This window comes from Bradyrhizobium sp. SBR1B (genome assembly GCF_014198205.1).
Classification (GTDB): domain Bacteria; phylum Pseudomonadota; class Alphaproteobacteria; order Rhizobiales; family Xanthobacteraceae; genus Bradyrhizobium.
In genome coordinates, this window is record NZ_JACIHC010000003.1 from 617,995 (window position 1) to 642,830 (window position 24,836).

The 24,836-nt window shown below is 65.5% G+C and carries 21 protein-coding genes; 8 read left to right on the forward strand and 13 right to left on the reverse strand.

Annotation, left to right across the window (positions count from 1 at the left end):
* Positions 1–24 precede the first annotated feature (24 nt).
* Positions 25–1,326 carry an MFS transporter gene (locus tag GGD61_RS11255; protein ID WP_092253712.1) on the reverse strand — a complete coding sequence of 434 codons (1,302 nt, stop codon included), beginning with the start codon at positions 1,324–1,326 and terminating at the stop codon, positions 25–27.
* Positions 1,327–1,717: 391 nt separating this feature from the next.
* On the opposite strand from GGD61_RS11255, the gene GGD61_RS11260 reads away from it, so the two are divergent.
* Genes GGD61_RS11260 through GGD61_RS11270 form a run of 3 tightly spaced genes read left to right on the forward strand, consistent with a single transcriptional unit; the run spans position 1,718 to position 5,488 of the window.
* The gene (locus GGD61_RS11260; protein ID WP_183230695.1) at positions 1,718–2,932 is read left to right on the forward strand and encodes an ABC transporter substrate-binding protein; all 1,215 of its coding nucleotides are present in this window, start codon (positions 1,718–1,720) and stop codon (positions 2,930–2,932) included.
* 7 nt (positions 2,933–2,939) lie between these two features.
* The gene (locus GGD61_RS11265; protein WP_183230696.1) at positions 2,940–4,673 is read left to right on the forward strand and encodes an FAD-dependent oxidoreductase; all 1,734 of its coding nucleotides are present in this window, start codon (positions 2,940–2,942) and stop codon (positions 4,671–4,673) included.
* A 20-nt stretch (positions 4,674–4,693) separates the two neighbouring features.
* Positions 4,694–5,488 (forward strand): IclR family transcriptional regulator, encoded by a 795-nt coding sequence (locus GGD61_RS11270; protein WP_183230697.1) that lies wholly within the window; start codon positions 4,694–4,696, stop codon positions 5,486–5,488.
* Between the two features lie 4 nt (positions 5,489–5,492).
* Here GGD61_RS11270 and GGD61_RS11275 read toward each other — a convergent pair whose 3' ends face one another.
* Genes GGD61_RS11275 through GGD61_RS11290 form a run of 4 tightly spaced genes read right to left on the reverse strand, consistent with a single transcriptional unit; the run spans position 5,493 to position 9,995 of the window.
* On the reverse strand, positions 5,493–6,272 hold the full coding sequence (locus GGD61_RS11275; RefSeq protein ID WP_092253718.1) for an SDR family NAD(P)-dependent oxidoreductase: 780 nt from the start codon (positions 6,270–6,272) through the stop codon (positions 5,493–5,495).
* 39 nt (positions 6,273–6,311) lie between these two features.
* Positions 6,312–7,055, reverse strand: a complete 744-nt coding sequence (locus GGD61_RS11280; RefSeq protein WP_183230698.1) for an aspartate/glutamate racemase family protein — start codon at positions 7,053–7,055, stop codon at positions 6,312–6,314.
* A gap of 9 nt (positions 7,056–7,064) precedes the next feature.
* A complete protein-coding gene (locus GGD61_RS11285; protein ID WP_183230699.1) occupies positions 7,065–8,330 on the reverse strand; it encodes an FAD-binding oxidoreductase in 1,266 nt (421 codons plus the stop codon).
* Between the two features lie 3 nt (positions 8,331–8,333).
* The gene (locus tag GGD61_RS11290) at positions 8,334–9,995 is read right to left on the reverse strand and encodes a thiamine pyrophosphate-binding protein (protein ID WP_183230700.1); all 1,662 of its coding nucleotides are present in this window, start codon (positions 9,993–9,995) and stop codon (positions 8,334–8,336) included.
* A gap of 1,142 nt (positions 9,996–11,137) precedes the next feature.
* Between GGD61_RS11290 and GGD61_RS11295 the strand changes: the two genes are divergently transcribed.
* On the forward strand, positions 11,138–11,827 hold the full coding sequence (locus tag GGD61_RS11295) for an aspartate/glutamate racemase family protein (RefSeq protein ID WP_183230701.1): 690 nt from the start codon (positions 11,138–11,140) through the stop codon (positions 11,825–11,827).
* 33 nt (positions 11,828–11,860) lie between these two features.
* Here the strand turns inward: GGD61_RS11295 and uxuA are convergent, their stop codons facing one another.
* The 6 genes from uxuA to GGD61_RS11325 all read right to left on the reverse strand — a co-directional run bounded on the left by uxuA (position 11,861) and on the right by GGD61_RS11325 (position 18,152).
* Positions 11,861–13,051 (reverse strand): mannonate dehydratase, encoded by a 1,191-nt coding sequence (uxuA, locus tag GGD61_RS11300; RefSeq protein WP_092253727.1) that lies wholly within the window; start codon positions 13,049–13,051, stop codon positions 11,861–11,863.
* Positions 13,052–13,123: 72 nt separating this feature from the next.
* On the reverse strand, positions 13,124–14,173 hold the full coding sequence (locus GGD61_RS11305) for an L-idonate 5-dehydrogenase (protein ID WP_092253729.1): 1,050 nt from the start codon (positions 14,171–14,173) through the stop codon (positions 13,124–13,126).
* Entirely contained in the window at positions 14,170–15,576 is a 1,407-nt protein-coding gene (locus tag GGD61_RS11310; RefSeq protein WP_018318480.1) for a TRAP transporter large permease, read from the reverse strand. The genes GGD61_RS11305 and GGD61_RS11310 overlap by 4 nt, the downstream gene beginning before the upstream one ends.
* Before the next feature lie 4 nt (positions 15,577–15,580).
* Positions 15,581–16,159, reverse strand: coding sequence for a TRAP transporter small permease (locus GGD61_RS11315; protein WP_092253731.1), 579 nt, complete (start codon positions 16,157–16,159; stop codon positions 15,581–15,583).
* Positions 16,160–16,291: 132 nt separating this feature from the next.
* The gene (locus GGD61_RS11320; RefSeq protein WP_409362392.1) at positions 16,292–17,257 is read right to left on the reverse strand and encodes a sialic acid TRAP transporter substrate-binding protein SiaP; all 966 of its coding nucleotides are present in this window, start codon (positions 17,255–17,257) and stop codon (positions 16,292–16,294) included.
* An 82-nt stretch (positions 17,258–17,339) separates the two neighbouring features.
* Positions 17,340–18,152 (reverse strand): FadR/GntR family transcriptional regulator, encoded by an 813-nt coding sequence (locus GGD61_RS11325; protein ID WP_092253733.1) that lies wholly within the window; start codon positions 18,150–18,152, stop codon positions 17,340–17,342.
* 144 nt (positions 18,153–18,296) lie between these two features.
* Here GGD61_RS11325 and GGD61_RS11330 point away from each other — a divergent pair, with 144 nt between their 5' ends.
* Together GGD61_RS11330 and GGD61_RS11335 are read left to right on the forward strand one after the other, a co-directional pair.
* Positions 18,297–19,781: a mannitol dehydrogenase family protein gene (locus tag GGD61_RS11330; RefSeq protein ID WP_183230702.1), complete on the forward strand. Its 1,485-nt coding sequence runs from the start codon at positions 18,297–18,299 to the stop codon at positions 19,779–19,781.
* Positions 19,782–19,879: 98 nt separating this feature from the next.
* Entirely contained in the window at positions 19,880–20,287 is a 408-nt protein-coding gene (locus GGD61_RS11335; protein ID WP_018318475.1) for a nuclear transport factor 2 family protein, read from the forward strand.
* Between the two features lie 24 nt (positions 20,288–20,311).
* Here the strand turns inward: GGD61_RS11335 and GGD61_RS11340 are convergent, their stop codons facing one another.
* Positions 20,312–21,055, reverse strand: coding sequence for an HAD family hydrolase (locus GGD61_RS11340; RefSeq protein ID WP_092254002.1), 744 nt, complete (start codon positions 21,053–21,055; stop codon positions 20,312–20,314).
* 146 nt (positions 21,056–21,201) lie between these two features.
* Here GGD61_RS11340 and GGD61_RS11345 point away from each other — a divergent pair, with 146 nt between their 5' ends.
* Together GGD61_RS11345 and GGD61_RS11350 are read left to right on the forward strand one after the other, a co-directional pair.
* Positions 21,202–22,050, forward strand: coding sequence for an SDR family oxidoreductase (locus GGD61_RS11345; protein WP_092253737.1), 849 nt, complete (start codon positions 21,202–21,204; stop codon positions 22,048–22,050).
* Between the two features lie 120 nt (positions 22,051–22,170).
* Positions 22,171–23,439: a serine hydrolase gene (locus GGD61_RS11350; RefSeq protein WP_092253739.1), complete on the forward strand. Its 1,269-nt coding sequence runs from the start codon at positions 22,171–22,173 to the stop codon at positions 23,437–23,439.
* Positions 23,440–23,503: 64 nt separating this feature from the next.
* On the opposite strand, the gene GGD61_RS11355 is transcribed toward GGD61_RS11350, so the two are convergent.
* A complete protein-coding gene (locus tag GGD61_RS11355; protein ID WP_092253741.1) occupies positions 23,504–24,391 on the reverse strand; it encodes a dienelactone hydrolase family protein in 888 nt (295 codons plus the stop codon).
* Between the last annotated feature and the right edge of the window lie 445 nt (positions 24,392–24,836).

Here is a 24,836-nt window from a genome sequence, read left to right on the forward strand (position 1 = left end):
TCTTGAGTCGCGAGACGATCGACATCAGGATTTCAGCGAACTCCGCGCCGTCTCCGGCGCCATCAGCGTCGCGACGATCGTGATGATGGAGAGGGCGATGATGTAGACGGACACGGCCCAGTACGAGCCGGCCCACGCCAGCAGCGCAGTCGCAATCAGCGGCGAGAAGCCGCCGCTCAGCGCCGCCGCGACATTGGCCCCGAGCGAGGCTCCGCTGTAGCGCACCTGGGTGCGGAACAACTCCGGCATGAACGCGGCCTTCGGCCCGAACAGCAGCGCATGGGTCAGCGTCATCGTGACGACGAGCGCCAGCGTGATCAGCGCCGGCTCCTTCGTATCGAGGAACCAGAACAACGGAAACGCCAGCGCCACCGAGAACACGCCGCCGGCAAGGTATAGAGCCTTGCGGCCGAAGATGTCGGACAGCCAGCCGGCGAGCGGCAGCGTCGCGAACTCGACGAGGGCGGCATAGACCACGGCATCCAGGATCACCTGCCGCGGCAGCCCGAGCTTCGTCGTGGCATAGACCACGGTGAAGACGGTGAGGAGATAAGCAAGCCCAACCTCCGACACCGTGATGCCGATCGCCAGCAGAAAGCTGCGCCAGTCGCGGCGGAGCACTTCCAGCACCGGCTGCGCCAGCACCTCCTTGCGCTCGACCACTTCCTTGAAGTGCGGCGTCTCCGCGAGCTTGAGCCGCACGATGAAGCCGACACCGACGAGCAGGATGCTGATCAGGAACGGCACGCGCCAGCCCCAGCTCAGGAAATCGGCTTCGGGCAGCTTGGTCATCAGGCCGAAAATGCCGGTCGAAGCGGCAACGCCGACGGGAAAGCCGATCTGCACCAGGCTGCCATAGAAGCCGCGGCGATTGCCGGCATGCTCGATCACCATGACGACCGCGCCGCTCCATTCGCCGCCCAGGCCGATGCCCTGGACGAAGCGCAGCACGATGAGCAGGATCGGCGCCCACACGCCGATCTGGCTGTAGGTCGGCAGGCAGCCGATCAGGAAGGTGCCGAGCCCCATCGCGATCATGGTCGCGACCAGCATGGTTTTGCGGCCGAGCCGGTCGCCGTAATGCCCGATGATGGCGCCGCCGATCGGCCGCGCCACGAAACCGACCGCATAGGTCGAGAACGCCGCCAGCGTGCCGACGAAGGGATCGAAGCTCGGGAAGAACAGCTTGTTGAAGACCAGCGCCGCCGCCGTGCCGTAGATCAGGAAGTCGTACCACTCGATCGCGGTGCCGAGCGCGCTCGCCCACACCACGTGCGCCGTCGTCGATTTCTCCGCCGCCGCGGAGACTCCCGTTGCTGCCGTCATGCCCTGCCCCAGAGATTCCCGCGAGCATCATGGCCAATCGTGCCGAGGGTTGCAACCTGCAGGGGTGATGGCTCTCACAGGATAACAACGCGGGATTTTGTGCGCCTGTGTCGCAACATCCGTCATTGCGAGGAGCTCTTGCGACGAAGCAATCCAGGCTGCCTCCGGGAGAGAGTCTGGATTGCTTCCGCCTTCGCCAAGGCTTCGGCGGACAAGTCGCTGCGCTCGCAATCACGGGCGCTGAAGCAGCGGTGCCCCCTGTCGTCTCATCCGCCGAGAGGAACTCATTCCGGACCCCGAATTCACCATTGACAAACTTATCTGCTTATATCTAATTCAACTCAAGAACAGCCAACCGCGCCATGCGGCCAATAAGAGAGAGGAAACAACGATGAGAGGGCTTCTGGCCTGCGCCATGCTCGCGGCCATGACTTCGGCAGCCATGACCACAGTCGCCACCGCGCAAGTCTCCGACGACGCGGTGCGGATCGGCGTGCTGACGGATCTGTCGAGCTGGGGCCGCGACAACTCAGGGCCGGGCTCGGTCGAGGCCGCGAAGATGGCGGTGGAGGAATTCGGGCCGACCGTGCTCGGCAAGCCGATCGAGATCATCAGCGCCGATCACCAGATGAAGACCGACGTCGGCGTGCAGATCGTGCGCGGCTGGTTCGACAACGGCAAGGTCGACGCCGTCGTCGACATCCCCAATTCCGGCATCGCGATCGCCGTCCACAACATGGTGCACGAGCGGGGCAAGGTCGCGTTGCTTTCCGGCCCCGGCGCAAGCTCGCTGACCGACGAGCTGTGCAGCCCGAACACCGTGCACTTCACCTACGATACCTACGCGCTGTCGAAGGTGACGGCCTCCGCCGTGATCAAGGAGGGTGGTAAGTCCTGGTACTTCATCACCGCGGACTACGCCTTCGGCCAGCAGCTCGAGAAGGACGCCACGCGCTTCGTCAACGAGATGGGCGGAAAGGTCCTGGGCGGCGTCAAGCATCCGACCAACACCGCGGACTTCTCCTCCTTCGCGCTCCAGGCGCAAAGCTCGAAATCCGACGTCGTCGCTTTCGCCAAGGCCGGCCAGGACACCGACAACGCGATCAAGCAGTCCGGCGAGTTCGGCCTCGTCCAGGGCGGCCAGAAGCTCGTCGGCCTCCTGATGTTCGACACCGACGTACACGCGATCGGCCTCAAGGCCGCGCAGGGCACCTACATGACCACGGCCTCGTACTGGGCCATGGACGAGGCAACGCGCGCCTGGTCGAAGAAGTTCTACGAGCGCACCAAGGTGATGCCGACCATGATCCAGACCGGCGTCTACGGCTCGGTGCTGCACTATCTGAAGGCCATCAAGGCGGCCGGCACCGACGATTCCGCCAAGGTGATGGCCAAGATGCGCGAGCTGCCGATCGAGGATACATTCGTCCATGGCGGCAAGTTGCGCGAGGACGGCCGTGTCATTCGCGACATGTATCTCGCCAAGGTGAAGAAGCCCGAGCAGTCGAAGGAGCCGTGGGATTACCTGGACATCGTCAAGACCGTGAAGGGCGAGGACGCCTTCCGCCCGGTCTCCGAGTCCAAATGTCCGCTCCTGAAGAAGTGAGGCCCAGATGACCGGCAGCGAGCATAGCGCAATTGAGACTTACGAGTGCGATGTGCTCGTGGCCGGATCAGGCTGCTCCGGCATGTCGGCCGCGATCACCGCGCGCCATCGCGGCCTCGACGTGCTGATCGTCGAGAAGGAGCCGCGCTTTGGCGGCACCACCGCCCGCTCCGGCGGCTGGCTCTGGATTCCCGGCACCTCGCTGGCAAAGGCCTACGGCATCGCGGAAGCGCCGGAGCAGGCCCGCACCTATTTGCGGCACGAGGCCGGCAACAATTACGACGCGGCACGCGTCGATGCATTTCTCTCGGCCGGTCCCGAGGCTGTCGATTTCTTCACCACCAAGACCGCGCTCCGCTTCGACATGCCGCTGGTATTTCCCGACTATCACGCCGAAGCACCCGGCGGCGCACAAGGCGGTCGCTCCATGGTGACGCGCCCGTTCGACGGCCGCGAGCTCGGCGACCTCATCAAGTCGCTGGGCATGCCGCTGCCCGAGCTCACCGTGTTCGGCATGATGCTGGGAAGCGGCAAGGAGATCATCCACTTCATGCGCGTGACCAAGTCGCTGACTTCCGCGGTCTATGTCGCCAAGCGCTTGTCGCGTCACCTGATGGACGTGCTGCGCTACGGCCGCGGCATGACGTTGACCAACGGCAATGCGCTGGCCGGGCGCCTCGCGAAATCCGCCCAGGACCTGAAGATTCCGATGTGGCTGTCCTCGCCCGTGCGCGAGCTGACGGTCGAGAACGGCGCGGTCACCGGCGCGATCGTGTCGCGCGAGGGACGCGAGGTGCGCGTGCTCGCGCGCCAGGGCGTCGTGCTGGCCTGCGGCGGCTTCCCGCATGATGTGGAGCGGCGCAAGAAGATGTTTCCGCACGCGCCGACCGGCAACGAGCATTTCTCGCCGGGGCCATCAGGCAATACCGGCGATGGACTGCGTCTTGCGGAGCGCGCAGGCGGACATATCGAGGACCGGCTGCCGAACGCGGCGGCCTGGGTGCCGGTGTCGCTGACCACGCGCAAGGACGGTTCCAAGGGCGTGATGCCGCACTTCATCGACCGCGCCAAGCCCGGCGTGATCGCGGTGATGCGCGACGGCAAGCGCTTTGCCAATGAGGGCAATTCCTATCACGACTTCGTCCAGGCCATGATCAAGGCCGCCAAGCCCGGCGAGGAGATCGCCGCCTTCCTGGTCTGCGATCACCCAACGCTGCGCAAATACGGTCTCGGCTGCGTGCCGCCTTTCCCGATGCCGCTGGGTCATCACTTGACTACCGGCTATCTCATGCGCGGCGACACGCTGGAGGCGCTGGCGGCGAAGGCCGGCATCGACGCCAAGGCATTCGCCGAGACGGTCAAGCAGTTCAATGCCACCGCGCCGCAAGGCCATGACGCCGCCTTCGGCAAGGGCTCGAAGGCCTATAATCGCTACCAGGGCGACGCGATGCACGGCCCCAACCCCTGCGTCGCGCCGGTCGAGAGCGGGCCGTTCTATGCCATCAAGATGGTGATCGGCGATCTCGGCACCTATGCCGGCATCGTCACCGACGCGAACGCGCGGGCGCTCGATGCCGAGGGCCGGGTCATTCCCGGGCTCTATGCCGCCGGCAACGACATGGCGAGCATCATGGGCGGCAATTACCCGGGGGCCGGCATCACGCTTGGGCCGGCGCTGACCTTCGGCTACATTGCCGGGCGTCATCTCGCCGACAGCGCCGCCAAGCGCGACGCGGCGTAAGCCAAGCGCATCGGAGGCGCATGAAGAGGGAAAGCCGCGGCATCCAGTCCATCGAGGTCGGCGGAGAGCTGCTCCGCGCGCTCGCAAGGTGCGGCGAGCCGATGATGCTGCGCGATCTCGCGCGCGAGGCCGGCATGTCGCCGGCCAAGGCGCACCCTTATCTCGCCAGCTTCTCCCGCATCGGGCTGATCGAGCAGGACGAGACCACCGGCCGTTATGAGATCGGCGCGCTGGCGCTGGAGCTCGGCCTGATCAGCCTGCGCCGGCTCTCCGGCGTGCGCATCGCAAGGCCGAAGATCGCCGCGCTCGCGAGCCAGATCGGACATGCGGTCTCACTGGCAGTCTGGGGCACGTACGGCCCGACCGTCGTCCAGCTCGAAGAGCCGGCCCAGCCGGTCCACATCGTGATGCGCGCGGGCTCGGTGATGGCGCTGCTGGAGACGGCCACCGGCCGCGCCTTTGCGGCGTTCCTGCCGGAGAAGACTATCAACGCCGCGCTGGAGAGCGGCCTCGATCGTCACGGCGTCGGTTACAATCCGAAGCGCACCGTGAAGGGCGCCAAGGTCGCCGAGATGCTGACGGAGGTCCGCAAGCACGGTCTCGCCCGCGCGCTCGGCGATCCCCTGCCCGGCGTCAATGCATTCTCGGCTCCCGTGTTCGATCATACCGGCCATGTCGCGCTGGTCATCACGGCGATGGGACCCGAAGGCACGTTCGATGCGCGCTGGGACAGCCCGATCGCGCATGCGTTGCGGGATTGTGCCGGCGGCATCTCGAAGCGGCTCGGCTACGGGATGACGGTCGCGGCGGAGTGAGGGCCTACTTCTCCTTCACCGGCACCGTGTAGTTCAGGACCAGCCTTCCACCGTCCGGATAGATCGTCTGCCCGGTAATGTAGGACGCATCGTCGCTCGCCAGGAACGCGACGACGGACGCCACCTCGCTCGGCTCGCCGCCGCGGCCGGCCGGCGTGCGTGACATCACGGTTTTGCGCGCGTCCTCCGAGGTGTAGATCGACGACGCCACCATGTCGGTCAAAATCGTGCCCGGTCCGACCGCGACGACGCGGATGTTGTGCGGGGCGAGCGCGACGGCGGCGACCGAGGTCAGCTGCTTCATGCCGCCCTTGGACATCGCGTAGGTCGCCAGCGCCGGGATCGCCAGCAGCGCGTTCACCGAGGACATGTTGATGATGACCCCGCCGCCGCCTTGCGCGATCATTTGCTTCGCCGCCGCCTGGACGCCGAAGAACGCGCCCTTCAAATTGATGCCGATGATCTCGTCGAATTCCTCCTCGGATATCTCCAGGATGTCCCGGTTGCGGGCGACGCCGGCATTGTTGACCATGATGTCGAGCCGGCCGAATTCCTTCGCGGCGGTGGCGACGAGCTGATCCACGTCAGCACGTTTGGCCACATTGCCGACGATTGTGCGCAAGGCATCCGGCCGGGCGAGCTCGGCGGCTGTCGCGGCGAGGCCCTCGGCATCGACGTCCGAGATCACGACCTTGACGCCGTCATCCAAAAATCTCTTCGCGCAGGCCTTGCCGATGCCACGCGCCGCGCCGGTGATGGCGGCGACCTTGCCGGATAACTTCATGGGCTCGCTCCAGGACTTGTGACGATCTCACGGACGCGTTCACGCAAAGACGCGCGGGCGCAGTCCGGCGTGAAACCAGGTGATCATGGAATAGATGTCGTAGACCGGCAACCCGACCTCGGCCTGCAACGCTGCCGCATAAGGCGGCATGTTGGTGCATTCGAGCACGATCGCGCCGACATCGGGATTTTTGGCGACAAGCTCCTTGCCGGCCTCGACCACGTCACGCTCGGCCTGCGCGATGTCCATATCGTCCTTCTCGGCCTTGATCAGGACGCGGAAGAATTCCTTGCCGTTCTCGGTGCCGACCAGCGGCGTGTCGAGCGGCACGCCGGCGCCCTCGAGATGAGCCGGCGTCAAGGTCGAGCCCGACACCGTGACGAGGCCGACGCGCTTGCCCGGCGGCAAGGTCGCCTGCACCCACGGCACCTGCATCAGCGACGAGGTCGCAACGGGAACGCCGACCGCGGCCGCGATCTCCTTCTGGAACAGCGAGAGGAAGCCGCAATTGGTGGTGATGGCTTCAGCGCCGAGCCGCACCAGATCCTTGGCGGCATCGATGAAATCGGGCAGCAGGCCGGCCGCGCCCTTCAGCACCACCTTCTCCGGCGAAGCCCCGCTCACCACGCGATAGAGCACGGGGAAAGGCCAGGTCGTGCCGTTGCCCATGTCGCCGGGAATGCGGGGGAAGCGCGCTTCCAGCATCAAGATGCCGAGCGGCGCGCCATAGATGGCCTTGCCGCCGCGGGCGATGCGAGAGGGTAAATTGGCCGAACTGGTCATGCTGCGACCTCAGAGGAAACGTTCGGGCGCAAACGGCGCCAGCGGAATCTCGGGCGGCTTGCCGCTAAGCAACTGCGCGACGAGCCGGCCGGTACGGGCCGAGCCGACCAGCCCGACGTGGCCGTGGCCGAAGGCATAGACGATGTCACGCGAAGCGCGCGCATAGCCGATGCAGGGACGTCCATCCGGCATGCTCGGCCGATGGCCGAACCAGGTTTTGATGCGCGAGGCCGGAATGTCTTTCGGCAGTTTTGGAAACATGCTGACAAGGTGGTTGCGCAGAATTTCGGCGCGCTTCCAGTTCGGCGCGGCCTGAAGGCCGGCGATCTCGACCGTGCCGGCGGCGCGCAGGCCCTTGTCGGTCCAGTTCACCACCATCTTGGCGTCGGATGCCATCATCGAGCTGCGCGGACCTGACTCCGGGTTCTCTATCATGACATGGTAGCCGCGCTCGGTCTCGAGCGGCAAGGGATCTCCGACCGATGCGGTGAGCTGCTTTGATCGGGCGCCGGCCGCGACGACGGCAGCATCACAGGCGATCTCGCCGGTCTCGGTAAGGACGGCCATGAGCTTGTCGCCATTCAACTTCAAGCCGGTCGCCTTGGCCCGCATATGCGTGACGCCACTGGCGATCGCGTGGTTGGCAAGCGCCGCAACATAAGCGCCGGGATCGCGGCAGCGTCCGGCCTCCTCCACCACCACGCCAAAGGTGTAGCGCGGATGCAGATCAGGCTCACGCTGGCGCATCTCGTCGGCGTTGAGCTCCATCCATTCGACGCCGACCTTCTTGCGCAGGCGCCAGCCGAGATCATTGTCGAAATTGCCGCGCGACGGAAACACATGCATCACGCCATTGCGCTCGATCAGCTCGGGCACGCCGGCCTCCTCCGCCAGCTTCCGGTGCAGCAGCGGCGCGTCCTTCAACAGGTCGCGCAGCGCGAGGGCTGTCGTCTCGACCCGCGCCTCGGTCCAGCCCGAGAGCAGATATTTGATCAGCCAGGGCAGCGCCTTCGGCAAATACGACCAGCGGATCGCGAGCGGCCCGAGCGGGTCCATCAGATAGCCCGGCACCTTCTTCCAGATGCCCGGCTCCGCCGGCGGGATCACCGAATGCGACGACAGCCAGCCGGCATTGCCATAGCTCGCCGCCTGTTCGCCGCCTGGCTCGCCCGGATCGATCAGCGTGACGCGATGGCCCTCGCGCAAGGCCTCGATGGCGCTGATGACACCGACCGCGCCGGCTCCGATGATCGCAACGTGGCGACCGGTCGTCATCGCTTACGCCTTCACCGCGGGCGCAAAGTCCTTGCCGACTGAGATCGCGCGCGGGTCGATGATGCAGTGGAGGATCGACGGCTTGCCGGAGGCCAGCGCACGCTCGAACGCCGGCGCGAACTCTTCGGTGCGCTCAACGCGCTCGCCATGGCCGCCGAATGCCTTCGCGTACATTGCGAAATCAGGGTTCTTGAGCTGGGTGCCGACCACGCGGCCGGGATAGTCACGTTCCTGATGCATGCGGATCGTGCCGTATTGCGAATTGTCGACGACGATCACGACCAGCGACGCGTCATACTGCACGGCGGTCGCGAATTCCTGACCGTTCATCAGAAAGCATCCGTCGCCGGCGAAGGCGACGACGGTGCGATCCGGATATTGCCGCTTGGCGAGAACCGCGGCCGGGACGCCGTAGCCCATCGAGCCCGAGGTCGGCGCCAGCTGCGCGGCAAAGCTGTGGAAGCGATGATGGCGATGGATCCAGCCGGCATAATTGCCGGCGCCGTTGCAGACGATGGCGTCCTTCGGCAGCCGGTCGCGCAGCCAGGTCATGACCTGGCCGTACTGGAACGTGCCCGGCAGCTCGCGGGCGTTCTCGGTCCAGGCGAGATAATCGGCGTGCGCCTTGGCGGCCTCGCCCTTCCAGGCCACCGCGCCTGAAGGCTTCAGCGTCTCGACCGCGGCGGCGAACGCGGCGGGCGTCGCCTGGATCGCGAGCGCCGGCTGATAGACCCGGCCGAGCTCTTCGGAGCCCGGATGCACATGGATCAGCTTCTGCTGCGGGTTCGGAATGTCGAGCAGTGTGTAAGACGAGGACGGCATCTCCGACATGCGGCCGCCGACGAGAAGCACGACATCGGCGTTGTCGATGCGCGCCTTCAGCCCCGGGCTCGGTCCGATGCCGAGATCGCCGGCATAATGCGAATGGTCGGCATCGATCAGCGAGGCCCGGCGGAACGAGGTCGCGACAGGGAGGTCGAAGCGCTCGGCAAAGCGGGCGATGCTCCTGGTCGCCCCATCCGTCCAGCGCGAGCCGCCGAGGATGACGAGCGGCGCCTTGGCGCTCGCGAGCAACGCGCCGAGCTTCTCGATATCCGCAGGCGCGGGCCAGCTCACGGCCGGCTCGATGCGCATGGCATCGGCAACGGCGGCGGTCTCGGTCAGCATATTCTCGGGAAGCGAGATCACGACGGGACCGGGGCGGCCCTGCATGGCGACGCGGAAGGCGCGCGCCACCAGCTCCGGAATGCGATCGGGACGATCGATCTCGACCGCCCACTTCGCCATGGTGCCGAACACCGCCTTGTAGTCCAGCTCCTGGAACGCCTCGCGCTCGCGCATGCCGGTGTCGACCTGGCCGACGAACAGGATCATCGGCGTCGAATCCTGCATCGCAATGTGGACGCCGTGGCTGGCATTGGTCGCGCCGGGGCCGCGGGTGACGAAGCAGATGCCGGGCCGCCCGGTCAGCTTGCCGTAGGCCTCCGCCATCATCGCCGCGCCGCCTTCGGCACGGCAGATCATGACGTCGATCGGGCTGTCATGCAGCGCATCGAGCGCGGCCAGATAGCTCTCGCCCGGCACACAGGTGACGCGCTCGACGCCCTGGGCCACGAGCTGATCGATCAGGATCTGGCCCCCGGTGCGGGTGTTGCGGATGGTCATGACGGCTCCCTCAAGGCTCTGGCGATGCGCTATTATTCGGAGACTGCGTAGGACAGGCCGAGAGGGCGCGCAAGATCGAAAGGCTTCTCGCAGCCTGCGCAGAGGTCATGCCCGTCGGTGCCGTTTGCACGACGCCTGTTCGTCGGGCTTGGTGCAGGGATTGCGGTTGGCACGTCATTGCGAGGAGCCCGCGACAGAATTGCGTAGCAATTTTGCGCTGGTGCGACGAAGCAATCCAGTGCCGTAGGGTAGGCAAAGGCGGACTTGCGCCGTGCCCACGATCTCCCTCCATAAGCAACAAGAGCGTGGGCACGCTGCGCTTTGCCCACCCTACGATATCGGTTGTGACTCGCAGACATGCCTCCACCTTCTCGCGGCGCTTCCGCCCGAGCTTTGCTGTCCGCTTCACGCCCTCTCCGAAGAAAAAGGGCGCAGGGAAGGCCGGGTGCCGGCTGGCACCCGCAAGACCCCCGTGCGAAGACATTGCACACGCAATGCACGAGGGAGACACAGGGCAGCCGATCATCCGGCCTTCCCTGCGCGATGTTTGACGGCCTATGGCGCGCTCTCCCCGGAGACGAGTTCCTGCTTGCCTCCGTCACCCCGCGGATTGGCGGCGCGCTTCGCCCGGTCGGGCTCGGCGCACCTCCGCAAGGCTTGGGTGTAGCAACGACAGCCAGGACCACGCGATTTGGCCGTACGCTTCAAGCGCCGTTCGTCCGCACGCCGCCGGGACCTCACGGGGTTCTCCCGCCCTGCTCCCGCCTCTCGTGCACGACGCCGCCGCGTCCACCGCTCCCCGATCCGCGGCTCGTGACGACGTACGACCGCCCCTTTCGCCGGATCAGGATGGCCGACACATACGCTGAAACCGAATTTCGGTAAAGTGGAATATTTTTGCACTTCTGGATTGACAGAGGGCGACACAGGACGATGGCGTAGCCCGGATGGAGCGCCAGCGTAATCCGGGACGGTGTGAGATGCCGGGCGAAGGCCCCGGATTACGCTAACGCTCCATCCGGGCTACGAGCGCTGAAATAATTAGGCCTGACGGTGCATCAAGCCGCAATCAAGCGATGGCTACCGGGCTTCGACGTCTTCGTTTACGATCCGGCCGAAACCACATCGTCGAGGACACCGGAATGCAAACCATCGGCTTGATCGGGGGCATGAGCTGGGAGAGCACGACACTCTACTACAAGCTCATCAATGAGCGGGTCCGCGACCGCATGGGCAAGCTGCATTCGGCGCCGCTCCTGCTGTATTCCTACGATTTCGAGGAAATCAAGCAGATGCAGTACGCCGGCCGCTGGCGCGAGGCGGCGGCCAGCCTGGCGGAGGTCGCCCGGCGTCTTGAAGGCGCCGGCGCGCGGGCGATCGTGCTGTGCACGAACACGATGCACAAGCTGGCGCCCGACATCATCTCCAGCGTGACCGTTCCGTTCACCCATCTTGGCGACGCGACGGCCAAGCGGATCCGGGCGAAAGGTTATCGGCAGGTCGGGCTGCTCGGCACCAAGTTCACGATGGAGGAGGACTTCTACATCGACCGGCTGCGCGCGCATGATCTCGACGTGCTGGTTCCTCCCACTGAGGCGCGCGCCGACGTGAACCGCATCATTTACGACGAGCTGTGCCTCGGCATCGTCGCCGATCCCTCGCGCCGCCGCTATCAGGAGGTGATGGCAGCGCTGGTCACCGCCGGCGCCGAGTGCATCATCCTCGGCTGCACCGAGATCACGATGCTGGTCGGCCCTGACGACACATCAGTGGAGACGTTCGACACGACGGCCATTCACGCCAAGACGGCGGCGGATTTCGCCATCGGGTGATGCGATGTCGGCCGTCGCCGAGCCCCGCCTCTATCACCGATGCTCGATCGCGCGAATCGCGCCGCGAAGCTCGGCGAGACCGCGCAGGCGGCCGATCGCGGTGTAGCCGGGATTGGTGCGCTTGGTCGCCGCGAGATCGTCGAGCATGCGGTGACCATGGTCGGGACGGAACACGATCTGCTTGTCGGGCGAACGCTTGGCGTTCTCCTTGAGCAGCGCCTTGAGCACCGCGACCATGTCGACGTCACCGTCGAGATGATCGGATTCGTAGAACGACAGCCCGTCGGCCTCGCGCTTGGTGGCGCGGAGGTGGGCGAACGCAATACGCGGGCCGAAGCGTTCGGCCATTTCAGGCAGATTGTTTTCGGCGCGCACGCCGAGCGAGCCCGTGCACAGGCAGATGCCGTTGGCCCTGGACGGCACGGCGTCGAACAGCGCCTGGTAGTCGTCGGCGCTCGAGGCAATACGCGGCAGGCCGAACAGCGGCCGCGGCGGGTCGTCCGGATGCAGGGTCAAGGACACCCCGAGCTGCTCGGCCACCGGCGTCACGCGCCCGAGGAATTCGACGAGATGCTGCCGCAGGATCTTTGGCGTGATGTCGCGATAGGTCTCCAGCCGATCGCGGAATTGCGGGATGGTCATCGGCTCGGTGGTCGAGCCGGGCAGCGCGCTGGCGATCACCATGACGAGATAGTCGATATCGGCCTGGCTCATCTGCTCGAACAGCGCTTTCGCACGCGCCTGCTGCTCGGGCGAATAGTCCTGCACGGCCGCAGGGCGCTTGAGGATATGCAGCTCGAAAGCGGCAAAGCGGTCCTGATCGAAGCGCATGGCGCGGGCGCCGTTCGGCAGCTCCCATTCCAGATCGGTGCGGCACCAATCGACCACCGGCATGAAATTGTAGCAGATGATCTTGATGCCGGAAGCCGCGACGGCTTCGAGGCTCGCGATCCAGGCCTCGATCGACTTGGTCGCCTTGCCGCCGAGCCGCTTGACGTCGTCTGGGATCGGAATCGATTCCACCACCGACCAGGTCAGCTGCGAGCGGCCGGGCTGGCCGCGCTCGATGAAGTTCTTGCGCTCCTCCACCGCCTTGCGCGTCCAGGCTTCGCCAATCGGCACCTGATGCAGCGCCGAGACGATATCGCTCGCCCCGGCCTGCCTGACATCGTCGAGCGAGACAGGATCGTCGGGCCCGTACCAGCGCCAGCCTTCGAGCATCATGCGCAATCTCCTAAAGCGTTTTCGAGCGAAGTGGGTATCGGTTCGCGTGAAGAAAACGCGTCAAAACAAGAGTCAATTCGCGGTCAGCACGACCTTGACGCTCTGCGAGCGGTCGAGCGCCAGCCTGAGCGCATCCGGCGCGGTCGACAGCGGACGCTCGGCGGTGACCAGCGACAGCACGTCGACGCTGCCATTGGAGATCAGTTCCACCGCGGTTGAGAATTCGAAGCCGAAGCGGAACGAGCCGCGCAGGTCGATCTCCTTCGCCATCACCGCATTCGACGGCGTCGGAATCTGGCCGCCCGGCAGATTGCCGATCTGCACCACGATGCCGCCGCGCCTGACGATGCCGATGGCGCTCGCAAGGCCCGCGGCCGTTCCCGAGACCTCGAACGCGACGTCGTAGGGACGCGACGCGGCCTGCGCCTTCAGGCCCTCTTCCCCGGCCGACACGTTCTCGACATGCGAAGCACCGAGCTTGGTCGCGAAGGCCAGCGGGGCCGGCGCGATGTCGGCCACCGTGATATCGGCCATGCCGGCGCGGTGGGCGGCGAGCATGGTCAGAAGCCCGATCGGGCCGGCACCAAAGATGATGCCGCGCTTGCCCTCGATATTGCCGGCACGCGCGACCGCGTGCAGGCAGACCGAAAGCGGCTCGGCCAGCGCCGCGGCCTGGTAGGACACATGGTCGGGAATCTTCACGCACTGCGCGGGGATCGCGTCGAAGTAATTGGCAAAGCCGCCCTGCATGTGCGGCGTCTTCGAGGCCGAGCCCATGAAGTAGATGTTCTCACACAGGTTCGGCCGGCCCTCGCGGCAGGCGACGCAATGGCCGCACCAGCGCGAGGGATTGACGGCGACGCGGTCGCCGACCTTCAGGTTCGCAGCCGCGCCGGAGATCTCCACGACCTCGCCCGAGATCTCGTGGCCGAGCACCAGCGGCGACTTCACCACGAAATCGCCGGTCCGGGCATGGCGGAAATAGTGCATGTCCGAACCGCAGATGCCGCCGGCGCCGAAGCGGATGCGCACCATGCCGTCTGCGAGCTTGTCGAGCGGATGCTCGATCATGCGCAGATCTTCGGGCCCGAACAGGGTAGCGGCGAGAGCAACGGAGGTCATTTGGAGAGTCCCATGTATTTTGGCAGCCAGAGGGTCAGTTCGGGAATGTAGGTGATCGCGATCAGCGCGAGCATCAGCGGCACCAGCCAGGGCAGGATCGCGACCGTGGTGCGCTCGACCGAGAGCTTGGCGACGCGGGCGAGCACGAACAGCACCATGCCGAGCGGCGGATGCAGCAGGCCGATCATAAGGTTCAGCGTCATGATCAGGCCGAAATGGATCGGGTCGATGCCGAGCTTGAGCACGATCGGCAGCAGGATCGGCACCAGGATGGTGATCGCCGCCGTGGTGTCGATGAAGCAGCCGACGAAGAGGATCAAGACGTTGGCGAGCGCCAAAAACACCCATTTGTTGTGGGTGACGCTGAGCATCCAGTCCGACAGCGTCTGCGCCGCCTGCGACACCGTCAGCAGCCAGGCGAAGATCGAGGCTGCCGTGACGATGAACAGCACCGAGGCCGTGGTCTCGATGGTGTCGAACGTCGCCTTCGCCACCGTCTGCAGCGTCATGGTGCGGTAGCGGACGAGGCCGAGGAACAGCGACCAGATTACGGCCGCGACCGCGGCCTCCGTCGGCGTGAACCAGCCGAGCGTCATGCCCCCGATCAGGATCACCGGCGCCATCAGCGCCATCACCGCCGAGAAGTCGAAGTACCAGTCGATTGCCAGCAACGTGCCGAGGCCGATCACCACGGCGACGTTGACCGAGAGGCCGGCCAGCACCATCAGCCAGATCGCCATCGGGAAAGACAGCACGATGAGGATTTCGAGGCCGGCCGAGCCGAGCTGCGGCCAGGAGAACGGCGTGTCGCTGCCCCATTTGTTCTTGTGCGCGAAATAGGTGACCGTCGCCATCATGAACAGCGTCAGCACGACGCCCGGGATGACGCCGCCCAAGAACAGCGCGCCGATCGAGACGTTGGCCATCATGCCGTAGATCACGAAGGGCAGCGACGGCGGGATGATCGGGCCGAGCGTCGCCGAGGCCGCGGTGACGCCGACCGAGAACTCGGTGGAATAGCCGTGATCCTTCATCGCCTTGATCTCGATGGTGCCGAGACCGGCGGCGTCCGCGATCGCGGTCCCGGACATGCCGGAGAAGATCACCGAGCCGATGATGTTGACGTGGCCGAGGCCGCCGCGCATCCAGCCGACCAGGGCGACGGCGAATTTGTAGATGCGGCCGGTGACGCCGGCGATGTTCATGAGGTTGCCGGCCAGGATGAAGAACGGCACCGCGAGCAGCGGAAAGCTCTCGACGCCGGCGATCATGCGCTGAGCCAGCGTGACGTCGGGCGTCACGCCGCTGACCAGGATGTAGAGCAGCGACGACGCGGCCATGGCGATCGCCACGGGAACGCCGAGCAGCATCAGGATGAGAAAGCCTCCGAGCAGCAGCAGCATGATGTCAAATCTCCGATCCGTCGTAGGCGCCGGGTCGTTCGAGGACCGAGTAGCCTTGCCGCCAGTGTTGCAGCGCCGCCTGCACCGAGCGCAGGAACATCAGTACGAAGCCGAGCAGCACGGCGTAATAGACGTAGTTCTTGGGAAAATTGATCGTCGTCATCTGCTCGTCGCCGATGATCTGGATGTAAGTCCAGACCAGCTTGGTGGCGTAGCCGAAGAAGGCGATCCGGATCAGGTCGATCAACGTCGACAGAGCGCGCGCCACGAGATGTGGCAGATAGCGGTAGACGAGATCGACCTGGATGTGCCGAGACAGCCGCACGCACATCGAGGCGCCGATGAAGACGACGCCGATCAGGCAATAGGTCGCGATCTCCTCGGTCCAGGCGTAGCTGTCGTTGAGCACGTAGCGGGTGAAGAACTGGAGGAAGACGGCGAGCGCCATCACCCAGAAGATCGCGAGCGCCACCCAGTCCTCGAACGCGTAGATGCCGAGGTCGACCTTCGGCGTCGCCTCCTCCTCGAAGGTATGGGCGATCTCGTCCGCGGTGATCTGCCGGTGTATTTCGGCGGTGGACATGGATTACCTCTCTCCAAATCGTCGTTCCGGGGCGACGCGTCCGCGTCGAACCCGGAACCTCGAGATTCTCAGGTGCGCAATTGCGCACCGTAGTTCGGTCCTACGGACCGCCCCGGGATGACGACTACGTCGTCACTTCACCGCCTGGATCTTTTCCCAGTCGGCCTTGCGATAGCCGAAGGTCTCGAACGCGACGTTCTTCAGCACGGTGTCGCGGAACTCGTTCTTGTCGACCTCGGTCACGCTCAGGCCCTTCTCCTTGAAGAAGGCGACCAACTTGGCCTCGTTCTGCTTGATCTCCGCGGTCGCCTTGGCGGCGGCTTCCTGGGCGACGTCGGTGAAGATCTTCTTGTCCTCGTCGGAGAGCTTCTTCCACAGCGCGCCCGCAACCACCGTGTTGAGGTGATCGACGATGTGGCCGGTCAGCACGATGTGCTTCTGTACCTCGTAGAACTTCTTGGCCTCGATCGTGGTCAGCGGGTTTTCCTGCGCCTCGACGGTGCCGTTCTGGAGCGCGAGGTAGACTTCGGCGAAGGCGATCGGCGCAGTGTTGGCGCCGCAGGCGCGCGGCATCGCGAGATAGGCCGGCACGTCCGGCACGCGCATCTTCAGGCCCTTCATGTCGGCGCAGGTCTTGATCGGCTTGTTCGACGAGGTCTGGCGCACGCCGTAATAGGTCACCGCGACGATGTGGTGGCCGCTCTTGTCCTCATAGCCCTTGGCGAGCTCCTTGAAGATGTCGCTCTTGGTGTAGGCGAGCAGATGATCGGCGTCGCGGAAGGTGTAGGGATAATAGGTCACGCCGATCGGCGGGAAGCTCTTGGCCGCGAAGCTCGAGCCGGAGATGATGATGTCGACCGAGCCGAGCGAGAGGCCCTGGTTGATGTCGGCTTCCTTGCCGAGCTGAGAGGCCGGATAGACGTCGATCGCATAGCGCCCGTTGGTGCGCTTGCCGATCTCCTGCGCGGCCCAGACCGAGGCGGTGTGGAACGGCTCCGAGGTCTCGTAGACATGGGCCCATTTGAGCTTGGTCTGCGCCACACTGGCCTGGGTGGCAGCCAATAGCGTGGCGGCGGACATCACTGCTGCAATCGTCATTTTCTTCAACATCGACTTTTCCTCCATCGTTCAAGTCTGCTTCTTGTTCGCCCGCCCCGGCACGGATGCGGGCCGTACAATCTCATCGCTGCCGCGCGCTGCCGCTCTTGGCCCGCTTCTTCGGTGGTCGCTTTGGCACCGCCGGCTTCGCCGGGGATCGGACGGTGCGGCTCCGCCCCGAAGATGATCCCGCCGCTTTCTCGGCGCCGAAATTCTGCGCGAAGCGCTCCTGCGACCGCGCCAGATGCGCGCGCATCGCATCGCGCGCGGCTTGCGGATCATGCGCCGCGATCGCCTCGCGCACGGCGCGATGCTCGTCGAGCGCGGTACGCCAGGTGCCCGGGCTTTCGAAATAATGCGCGAGCTGCGCGAAATAGGGATTGAGGCGCTGGTCGAACAGCTCGCCGACCACGCGCACCAGAACGGCATTGCCGAGGCTGCCGGCGATCGCGACGTGAAACGCGCGGTCATGCACCATCGAGGCCTCGCCGGGATGCTCGACGTTCTCCATCGCGATGAGCGAGGCGTCGATGCGGGCGATGTCGTCCCTGGTCGCGACGCGCGCGGCCTGTTCGGCGATGGCGCTTTCGAGGAATTCGCGGGCGCGCAGCAGCTCGAACGGCCCCTCGATGACGGACGCGGCCGCGGGCGCGGCGATTGCGGCGGGCTCGATCACATAGATGCCGGAGCCGACGCGGATGCGCAGGCGGCCCTCGACCTCGAGCGCAATCAAGGCTTCGCGCACGGTCGGCCGGGACACCCTAAGCTGCTCGGCGAGCTCGCGCTCGGTCGGCAAGCGGCTGCCGACCGCGTACTCGCCGCTGTCGATCAGGCTTCGCAATTGATCGGCGACCTGGCGATAAAGCCGTCTCGCCTCCACAGCTTCCAGCGGCACGCTGGTCCTCCCGAAAGGGTCGCGCGGGGCACTCGAAATGCCCGCGGCCCGCCAATTTTGGAAAATTGGTCTTACCAATTGACCGGAGCATTGACCTGATACGGGCGCCATGTCAAGCAGCGGCAAAGCAAAGGGGAGACGTCCATGCGCCCAGGTTCAATGCGCCTTGGCCGCGCCAATCTCGGCCGGCTGCCGCCAGCTGTCCGCCGCCCGGCCTACGACCGGTCGCGCATCACGCCCGGCATCGTGCATCTCGGCCTCGGCGCGTTTCATCGCGCGCATCAGGCCGTCGTCATCGACGATTGTCTTGCCGCAGGAGCCGCGTCCTGGGGCATCGTCGGCGCCAGCCTGCGCAGCCCGGATACGCGCGACGCCCTCGCCCCGCAGGATCATCTCTATACCGTTGCCGTGCGCGCCGCCGAAGGCACCGAGCACCGCGTCATCGGCGCGCTGCTCGACAGCGTCGTCGCACGCGAAAGCCCGGCAGCGTTGGTCGAGCGGATGGTCGATCCCGCCATTCGTATCGTCTCGCTGACGGTCACCGAGAAGGGCTATTGCCACACGCCGCAGACCGGCGATCTCGACGAGCGGCATCCTGACATCGTGCATGATCTCAACAATTTCGACGCGCCGCGCTCGGCGCCCGGCTTCATCGTCGCTGCGCTGGCGCGGCGGCGCGCGCTGGGGGCCCCGCCGTTCACCGTGCTGTGCTGCGACAATCTCGCCGCCAACGGCCACACCGTGCAGCGGATCGTGACGCAGTTCGCCGCGCTCCGCTCCAGGGAACTCGGCAAGTGGATCGTGGACAATGCCGCTTTCCCCTCAACCATGGTCGACCGTATCGTTCCGGAGACGAATGATGCCGACCGCGATGCGGTCGCGAACGCGCTCGGCATGCGCGATGCCTGGCCTGTCATGACCGAGCCGTTCACGCAATGGGTGGTCGAGGATCGTTTCACCGCGGGCCGGCCCGACCTTGCTGCAGCGGGCGTCGAGCTCGTCGCCGACGTCAAGCCGTTCGAGTTGATGAAGCTGCGGCTGCTCAACGCCAGCCATTCGGCGCTGGCTTATCTCGGCTATCTCGCAGGCTACGAGACCATCGCCGGCACCATGCAGGATCCGCATTTCGCGCGGCTTGCCGCACAGGTGATGGAGGAGGCCGCGGTGACGCTGACGATGCCTGCGGGCACTGACCTTGCTGCCTATCGCGCCTCGCTGCTGAAGCGCTTTGCCAATCCGGCGTTGCATCACCGCACCTGGCAGATCGCGATGGACGGCTCGCAGAAGCTGCCGCAGCGGCTGCTCGGCGCGATGCAGGATCGCCTCGCGAGGGGCCTGCCGATCGCAACGCATGCGCTCGCGGTGGCCGGCTGGATGCGCTATGTCAGCGGCCTCGACGAGCAGGGTCGCACCATCGACGTGCGCGATCCCCTTGCCGCCGAATTCGCCGCGCTGGCGCGCGAGGCGGGGCCTGTTGCCGAGCGGCTCGCGCCTGCACTGCTCGGGGTTCAGAAGGTGTTCGGGCCGCTGGGTGCTGATCCGCGCCTGCGCGAGGCCGTGACCACGGCGCTCGGCCGTCTTTACACGGAAGGTGCGCGGCGGGCCGTGGAGACGCTCGTCTCGGCCTGACCACTGAGCGGGCAATGCTGCACTGCGGTCTAAATCGGACACAAGGTCGAACGGAAGTCGCGCTTGATTTTTGCCTGTCCTTGCCCCACCCGAGAGCGATGGCAAAGGACAGCAAGATCATCGCCGCCAACGCGGCCTTTTACGCCGCGTTTTCGACCGGCGACTTCGACGGCATGGAACGGATGTGGGCGGACGACGACGGGATCTCCTGCATCCATCCCGGTTGGCCGGCCATCATCGGGCGCGCGACGGTGATCGGAAGCTGGCGCGACATCCTGCAAAGCCCGGAGCGGCCGCAGATCGTCTGCGCCGAGCCGCAGGTCATCGTCGACGGCGATAGCGCCCGCGTGCTCTGCATCGAGATCGTCGACGGCACCGCCCTGGCCGCCGCGAACCATTTTCGCCGCGTCGGGGACGAGTGGCGCCTGGTGCACCATCAGTCGAGCCCGATCGCGCAGATTGTCGAGCAGGCTGAAGACGATAGAACGAGCCACCGGGTCCACTGAACGCGGCGGACACACGAGCGTGATCTACTGTGCATGGGGTTGTTTTTCAGTTTCTAGTTTGGCCAGTTCCGACAGGTCATCCAGCACGGCCCGCGCCGCGGAAAAATCATCATCCGCAAAGAACATGCTGCGGGTGATCAGAACCGGAATGCCGGCGCGTGAGGCCGCCATCAGCCCGTTGGCGGAATCCTCTATTGCCACGCAGTCGGCCGCGCCGAGCTGCAGCCGCGCCAGCGTTTCCAGATAGACGTCCGGTGCCGGTTTCTTGTGCCTGACATCGTCACCGGCGACGATGGCGTCGAACTCGGCAGCCCAGTTCGCCCCCAGCGCCTGCGACAGCAGCGCATCGATGTTGCCGTGCGAGGTCGTGGTCGCAATCGCCAGCCGCTGGCCGCGCGCCTTCGCCGCAGCGAGCAGCTCCGTCACGCCCGGCCTTAAGGGACAGCAACCGGTCTCGATCAGCCCGGCATAGTGCGCGGTCTTGATGTGGTGAAGCGCGGCGATGGCCTCGTCCGGCAATGACGGGCTGATCCCTAATCTTTCGTGGTAAGCGCGCATGCGCTCCTTGCCGCCGGTCACCCGCAGCAGGTCCTTATAGAGAGCGCGGTCCCACTGCCAGTCGAGACCGTGGCGGGCGAAGGCATGGTTGAAGGCCTGCCGATGCAGTTCCTCCGTCTCGGCCAGGGTGCCGTCGACGTCGAAGATCAGCGCGGCCGCGCGCCGGATCAGCGCATCCGCCGGGGCGAAAGCGAGCGCCTCTGCCTGCATGATCGATGCCTCCCTGTGACAGGCGAACATCGCCCGAGGCAGAAGGCGAGACAAATCGCAATATCTTTTGCCGGACCCAAAAATCTCTTATGAGCAAACGACGCGCGACGGCGCGGACGGGAACTTTCGACCTGCACGGGAGACGCATGCGGCTCTTCATCCTTGGCCTCGGCTATAGTGCCCGGCATTTCGTCCGCAAACATCGCGGCAGCTTCTCGCATATCGCCGGCACCGTGCGCGATCCCGCGCAGCGGAACGGCCTTGCCGACATCGAGGTCCACGCCTTCTCCGGCGAGCCCCTCGCACGCGAGACGACCGAGCAGGTCCGCGATGCCGACGTCCTTGTGGTGTCGATCCCGCCCGGTAGCGGCGGCGATCCCGCCATCACGGCGTTCGGCGACGTGTTGGCGGCGGGCCGCCGCAAGATCGTCTATCTCTCCACCATCGGCGTCTACGGCGATCACGGCGGCGGCTGGGTCGACGAGAGTACCCCGCCGCAGGCAACGCTCGACCGCGCCCGCATGCGGATTGCTGCCGAGCAGGCCTGGATGGACATTGCGCACGGCGATGCCGCGATCCTGCGGCTTGCGGGCATCTACGGCCCCGGCCGCAACGCGCTGGCGACATTTCGAGCGGGAACGGCGCGTCGCATCATCAAGCCCGGCCAGGTCTTCAACCGCATCCACGTCGACGACATCGCGAGCGCGATCATGGCCGCGATTCAGCACAGGGGCGGCGGGACCTGGAACGTCTGCGACGACGAGCCGGCACCGCCGCAGGACGTGATCGCCTATGCGGCGAAACTGATGGGCGTTGCGCCGCCGCCGGAAGAGGCGTTTGCCACCGCCGAGATGTCGGCGATGGCGCGCAGCTTCTATGCCAGCAGCGCCCGCGTCTCCAATGCGAGACTAAAGCGCGAGCTCGGCGTCACGCTTGTCCACCCGACCTATCGGCACGGCCTCGATGCGCTGTGGCATGCAGGCGAAGCACGATAGGGTTCCGGCGTCCCGGCGCGTCCCAGACATGCTTTGCCCGCGCTTGACTTCGCGCCGGTGCAGTCGTGATCTAGGCGTGCAACGAGCCGCTCACACAACGAGCTCGTGCGGGAGGACATAATGAACAAGACGATCGCCATGATCGCGGCGGCGGCTGCCGTCATCACATTCAGCACGGCCATCGCCGCGCCGCTGCCCGAAGCCAAACCCGACGATGTCGGCTTCTCCAGTCAGGGCCTTGCGCGCCTCGACAATTTCTTCGCTCGCGAGATCGCCGCCAAGCGCGTCCCCGGCGCGGTGGTCGCCATCGCGCGCGACGGCAAGCTCGTGCACTACAAGGCTTACGGCATGCTCGATCCGGACAAGGGCACGCCGATGCCGATCGATGCGATCTTCGCGCTGGCCTCGATGACCAAGCCGATGGCCGCGGTCGCGGGCCTGACGCTGATGGAGCAGGGTCGGCTGCCCCTCCAGGCCAAGCTGTCCGATTACTATCCCGGCTTTGCCGACATGAAGGTCGGCGTGACCGAGGCCAACGGTTCGCTCAAGCTGGAGCCGCAGGCCTCGCCGATCTTCATCCACGATCTCTACCGGCACACCTCCGGATTGATGTATGGCGGCCGGCCAGACAGTTCGAGCCCGGTGGCCCGGCAATATCCTGACGGCGTCGCGCCCGCGATCGAAGGCGACACCCAGGCCTTCATCGACCGCATCACCAAGCTGCCGCTGGCGCATCAGCCCTCGACCGAGTTCGAATACGGTTTTTCGATCGACGTGCTCGGCGCCGTCGTCGAGAAGGTGAGCGAGCAGAAGCTCGGCGAGTATCTCGCCGCCAATGTCTGGCAGCCGCTCGGCATGAAGGACGCGACTTTCCATCCGACCGACGCGCAGCGCCCTCGCCTCGCCCGCCCGTTTGCCAACGATCCGCTGACCGGCAAGCCGCAGGCGATCAAGCTGCTCGACACCCCGACCAAGTTCGACTGCGGCGGCGCCTGCTCGTTTGCGACGGTCGGCGACTACGCCCGCTTCGGGCAGATGCTGCTCAACGGCGGCGAGCTCGACGGCCAGCGCATCCTCGGTCCGAAGACCGTGCATCACATGACGACCAACCATCTTGGCCCCGAGATCAAGAACAACGTGGCCAATGTCGAGCCGCATCGCGGCGGCTTCGGCTTCGGCCTTTCGGTCGCGGTTCGCACCAGCGAAGGGCTGTCGTCGGTCCCCGGCAATCCCGGCGAGTTCACCTGGAACGGCGCCTACGGAACGCAATTCTTCTGCGACCCGAAGGAGCGTCTCGTCGTCGTGGTGGGAACGGCTGCGCCGGGCGAGCTCAGAAAGTATTATCGCGAGCAGGTTCAGGACATCGTCTATGGTGCGATGGTGAAGTGAGATCGGCGCGCACTGAACGAAAAAGGGCGGCCGATCGGGCCGCCCTTTTGTTCTGACCCAGCGCTCAGCTCAACACGCCGTACTTCTTGAACCAGGCCTGCGCCTGCTTCCAGGCATCTTCCGCGGCGTCCTTGCGGTAACTGCCGCGGTAGTCGGCATGGAAGCCGTGCGGCGCTTCGGGGTAGATCTTGAATTCGGCCGTCTTCTTGCTCTGCTCGAGCGCGGCCTTCATCTGCTCGACCTGGGCGACGGGAATGCCGGTATCGGCGCCACCATAAAGGCCGAGCACCGGCGCCTTCATCTCGGGGGCGAGCTGCATCGGGCTCTTCGGCAACAGCGGATTTTCGGGGTCGACCAAGGTGCCATAGAAGGCGACGCCGGCCTTGAGCGCGCCGCTGTGGGCGGCATATTCCCAGACCGTGCGACCGCCCCGGCAGAAGCCGATGATGCCGAGCTTGACCGTGTCACCGCCCTGCGATCCTGCCCATGCCACCGTCGCGTCGAGATCGGACATGAGCTCCGCGTCCGGCTTGGCATTGACCACCGGCAACAGATCCTTGACCTCGGCGACCTTGGTCAGATCGATGCCTTTGCGGAAGTAATAGTCAGGCGCGATTGCGAACGCACCAAGCTTGGCGAGGCGCCGCGTCACGTCCTTGATGTATTCGTGCAAGCCGAAGATCTCCATCGCCACGATGATCACCGGCACCTTGGTATTGCCGGCAGGACGGGCAAAATAGACGGGCATCTCTTCGGAGCCGACCTTGATCCTGGCGTCACCGACCTGAAGACCATTGGCGTCGGTCGTGATCGCCTCGGCGCGCACGGGCCCGGCCGCAAGCGTGTAGCCGGCGGCGACGGCCGCGGTGGCGCTCATGAATCCGCGGCGCGAAACCGGGGCGGCTTTCGTCAACCCGACGACGTCGGATGTCATGGTGGTTTCGAAGCTCATCGGTCTATCCCTTGCTGCCTGTACTGATGCCCCCGGGGGCGACGCATTCGCCAATAGTTGCCGGCGAGATGCAAATCACCAGCCTGCGAGCACGCGCGCTTTCAGGCCAGACCGTGCCAGGCGACCGTGGCTGCCAATGCTGCACGACGTTGAATGGCGCTGACTATTTCGAGTCCAAACGACACTCTGACATTCCCATCGCTCGTGCGCCGGACTTAACCGTCTAGCTGCACTGCATCGCAACATCCATTAACCGAAAAAGACGGTTCTCTCACGGCTGCCCGCACCGCCAATTGCCGCGGCTGATGCGCATGTGCGCGCATTCGACGCGCTCACCCGCAACAAATGGACACCGCAGCGGCAATAATGACACATCATGTTGCTCGCGCATCGGCACATCACCGTCAATCACGTGCGAGCCGTCGTCATTTGATTGAAATTTTCA

Coding starts and splice junctions, on each gene's coding strand:
- GGD61_RS11265 (WP_183230696.1), top strand. CDS start 2,940: ATGACCGGCAGCGAGCATAGCGCAATTGAGACTTACGAGTGCGATGTG.
- GGD61_RS11335 (WP_018318475.1), top strand. CDS start 19,880: ATGGCAAAGGACAGCAAGATCATCGCCGCCAACGCGGCCTTTTACGCC.
- GGD61_RS11340 (WP_092254002.1), bottom strand. CDS start 21,055: ATGCAGGCAGAGGCGCTCGCTTTCGCCCCGGCGGATGCGCTGATCCGG.
- GGD61_RS11290 (WP_183230700.1), bottom strand. CDS start 9,995: ATGACCATCCGCAACACCCGCACCGGGGGCCAGATCCTGATCGATCAG.
- GGD61_RS11270 (WP_183230697.1), top strand. CDS start 4,694: ATGAAGAGGGAAAGCCGCGGCATCCAGTCCATCGAGGTCGGCGGAGAG.
- GGD61_RS11275 (WP_092253718.1), bottom strand. CDS start 6,272: ATGAAGTTATCCGGCAAGGTCGCCGCCATCACCGGCGCGGCGCGTGGC.
- GGD61_RS11255 (WP_092253712.1), bottom strand. CDS start 1,326: ATGACGGCAGCAACGGGAGTCTCCGCGGCGGCGGAGAAATCGACGACG.
- GGD61_RS11350 (WP_092253739.1), top strand. CDS start 22,171: ATGAACAAGACGATCGCCATGATCGCGGCGGCGGCTGCCGTCATCACA.
- GGD61_RS11260 (WP_183230695.1), top strand. CDS start 1,718: ATGAGAGGGCTTCTGGCCTGCGCCATGCTCGCGGCCATGACTTCGGCA.
- GGD61_RS11355 (WP_092253741.1), bottom strand. CDS start 24,391: ATGAGCTTCGAAACCACCATGACATCCGACGTCGTCGGGTTGACGAAA.
- GGD61_RS11285 (WP_183230699.1), bottom strand. CDS start 8,330: ATGACGACCGGTCGCCACGTTGCGATCATCGGAGCCGGCGCGGTCGGT.
- GGD61_RS11280 (WP_183230698.1), bottom strand. CDS start 7,055: ATGACCAGTTCGGCCAATTTACCCTCTCGCATCGCCCGCGGCGGCAAG.
- GGD61_RS11345 (WP_092253737.1), top strand. CDS start 21,202: ATGCGGCTCTTCATCCTTGGCCTCGGCTATAGTGCCCGGCATTTCGTC.
- GGD61_RS11315 (WP_092253731.1), bottom strand. CDS start 16,159: ATGTCCACCGCCGAAATACACCGGCAGATCACCGCGGACGAGATCGCC.
- GGD61_RS11310 (WP_018318480.1), bottom strand. CDS start 15,576: ATGCTGCTGCTGCTCGGAGGCTTTCTCATCCTGATGCTGCTCGGCGTT.
- uxuA (WP_092253727.1), bottom strand. CDS start 13,051: ATGATGCTCGAAGGCTGGCGCTGGTACGGGCCCGACGATCCTGTCTCG.
- GGD61_RS11295 (WP_183230701.1), top strand. CDS start 11,138: ATGCAAACCATCGGCTTGATCGGGGGCATGAGCTGGGAGAGCACGACA.
- GGD61_RS11320 (WP_409362392.1), bottom strand. CDS start 17,257: ATGACGATTGCAGCAGTGATGTCCGCCGCCACGCTATTGGCTGCCACC.
- GGD61_RS11330 (WP_183230702.1), top strand. CDS start 18,297: ATGCGCCCAGGTTCAATGCGCCTTGGCCGCGCCAATCTCGGCCGGCTG.
- GGD61_RS11305 (WP_092253729.1), bottom strand. CDS start 14,173: ATGACCTCCGTTGCTCTCGCCGCTACCCTGTTCGGGCCCGAAGATCTG.